This window comes from Cellulomonas algicola, from assembly GCF_003851725.1.
GTDB classification, from domain to species: domain Bacteria; phylum Actinomycetota; class Actinomycetes; order Actinomycetales; family Cellulomonadaceae; genus Cellulomonas; species Cellulomonas algicola.
The window spans coordinates 1-2514 of record NZ_BHYL01000325.1; the positions used below are offsets into that span (position 1 = coordinate 1).

Annotated in this window: 2 protein-coding genes and 1 pseudogene; 1 reads left to right on the forward strand and 2 read right to left on the reverse strand. The window is 76.9% G+C overall.

Annotated features, from left to right (window positions below):
• A pseudogene (locus CTKZ_RS21720) lies at nucleotides 1-573 on the forward strand (hypothetical protein); the annotation flags it as partial.
• A 170-nt stretch (nucleotides 574-743) separates the two neighbouring features.
• Here CTKZ_RS21720 and CTKZ_RS17875 read toward each other — a convergent pair.
• Nucleotides 744-1661 carry a transglutaminase family protein gene (locus tag CTKZ_RS17875; protein WP_124344200.1) on the reverse strand — a complete coding sequence of 306 codons (918 nt, stop codon included), beginning with the start codon at nucleotides 1659-1661 and terminating at the stop codon, nucleotides 744-746.
• On the reverse strand, nucleotides 1658-2514 hold an 857-nt coding region (locus CTKZ_RS17880; RefSeq protein ID WP_148090516.1), incomplete at its 5' end, for an alpha-E domain-containing protein. The genes CTKZ_RS17875 and CTKZ_RS17880, both read right to left, overlap by 4 nt.

Consider the following 2514-nt stretch of genomic DNA (forward strand, 5'->3'; position numbering starts at 1 on the left):
CGGCACGACCTCGCGGAGGGATGGACCGTCGCCGCCGCGCGGCGCGTGCGCGGGGCGGTCCTGCCCGCCGACGGGTCGCGCGTCGTCGCCCCCGACCCCGCCGCGGCCGTCGACCTCACCCTCTGGTCGTCGCTCCCGCTCGCCCCGCAGGACGTCGTCCCGCTCGTCCGGCCCGCGCTCGCCGGCGCCCGGATCGGGCCCGCGGACGCGCCGCAGCCCGCACCGTCCGACCCGACCGCGCAGCCGTTCTCGGTCGCCGCCGCGTTCGAGTACGACGGCGTCGTGACGATCCGCGCCGCCCGCGCGCGCGAGGTCCCGCTCGTGCTCTCCACCGTCGACCAGCGGCAGTACGGGACGTGGGCCTACCACGTCGCGTGGCAGCCGCCGGACTCGACCGAGCTGCTCCAGGAGCAGCCGTCGCAGCTGCACCTCATCGCGCGGTCGCGCGTGACCCCGTCCGTCGCGCGGGTCGCCGCGACGCTGTGGCGGGTCGCGGGCGGGACCGTCGTGGACAGCGGCGGGTTCGTCGTGACGCCCGACGAGCTCACCGACCGGGCGCGCGACCTGCGCTGACGACGGGATCGGCCGTCTGCCCGTCCGCCGCTGCGCCCGTCCGCCCGTCCGCCGGTCCGCCGGTGTACGCCGGTCTGCCGTGCGGTCGTCCGCCGGTGCGTCCGTCCGCCGGTGCGCCCGTCTGCACGGCCGCCCGTCCGCTGGTCCGTCGGCCTGCAGCCCGCGCGACGTCAGAGGAACGGGTCGCTGCCCGACGGGACCAGGTCGACCTGGACCGACGGGTGCGCGCCGCGACCCTCGGTGAAGATGACGCCGCGCAGCGGCGGGACGTCGTGGTAGTCGCGGCCCCAGCCGAGCAGCACGTACCGGTCGTCGACGAGCTGGTCGTTGGTCGGGTCGATCTCGACCCACCCCGCCCCCGGCGCCCACGCCGACACCCACGCGTGCGACGCGTCGGCGCCGCGCAGCTTCTCGCGGCCCGCGGGCGGGCGGGTCTCGATGTAGCCGGACGAGTAGCGGGCGGGCAGGCCGTGCAGCCGCAGCGCCGCGATCATGAGGTGCGCGAAGTCCTGGCAGACCCCGGCACGCTGCGCGAGGAGCTGGTCCTGCGTGGTGTGGACGGTCGTCGACCCCGAGCGGTACGCGAGCTCGGTGCGGATGCGGTGCGCGAGGTCGACGAGCACCTCGCCGATCGGGCGGCCCGGGGTCAGGGTGGGCGCCGCGAAGTCCCGGACCGCGGGCGTGCGACTGACGTGCGGTGACGGGAGCAGGGCCTCGCGCAGCCGGACCAGCGCGTGCTCGTCGACGGTCGCGACGCCGTCGCGGACGGACTCGGCGACCTCCTCCCACGGCATCGTGGGCAGCCGGTCGGGCTCCGGCTCGGCCGCGCGGGAGACCTCGATCGTCGACCGGGACGTCACGACGAGGCGCGTGTGCGGCTCGGTGACGCCGAAGTACGTCGTGCGGTTGCCGAAGTAGTCGACGTGCGCGGCGGTGTCGGCGGGCGCCGGGTCGATGTCGAGCGTCGTCGCGAGGCACGCCTGGCCGGGCACGTCGCGGGGCGTGAGCGTCGTGCGGCCGTAGGAGTCGGTGACGGGCTGCGCGTAGGTGTACGTCGTGCGGTGCACGAGGTCGTAGGTGCGGCTCATGCGGGCGCGTCCCAGAGGTCCTCGAGCGCCTGGCCGGGCGCGGGGCGGACGAAGTGCACCTTCTCGATCTCGTCGGCGGCGGAGCGCAGCCGCCAGCGCATCGACTCGAGCGTCTCGGCGAGCCGCGTCCGCCGGCCGTCCGTGCCGACGACCGAGGCCGCGGCGGGGTTCAGCTCCTCGACGAGCGCCACGACGTCACCGAGCAGGTGGTCGCGCTGGTCGGTCGACGCGCCCGCGACGGGCACGGCCGCGAGGTCCTCCTGGAGGCGGTCGAGCTGGTAGGCCAGCGACCGCGGGTTCGTGCGGTCGACCACCAGGAGGTCCAGCACCTGCGGCACGCGCGCGCCACCCTGGTACCGGCGACGCGCGGTGATGACGGACTCGTGCGTCGTGAGGACCGACTCCAGGACCAGGCGGTCGACGGTCACCGGGCGCTGGTCGACGAGCGTGGCCTGCAGCGTCTCGACGAGGTGCTGCGCGCGCTCGATGCGACGGCCCGCGTCGAGGAGCCGCCACCCGACGTCACGGACGAGCCCCTCGGCGGCGATGCCCGCGACGGCCAGCAGCCCCTCGAGGACGCCGTCGAGCGCGGGCCGCAGCCCGGCGGTGACGGCGCGCAGGTCGGCCGCCGACGACGCCGACCGCGGGGTGCGGCTGCGGGCGCGCTCGTCGCGCAGCGCCCGCTCGATGCGCGCGATCGGGCCGAACGTGTCTGTCGAGAGCTGGTCGCGCACGGCTGCGGCGCACGCGCCGAGGCGCCGCACCGACCGCGCGACCGTGCCGTCGCGTCGGGGGTCCAGCGCGAGCGCCCGCAGCGCGGGCGGGCCGGCGGTGTCGCCGTCGTGCTCGGCGG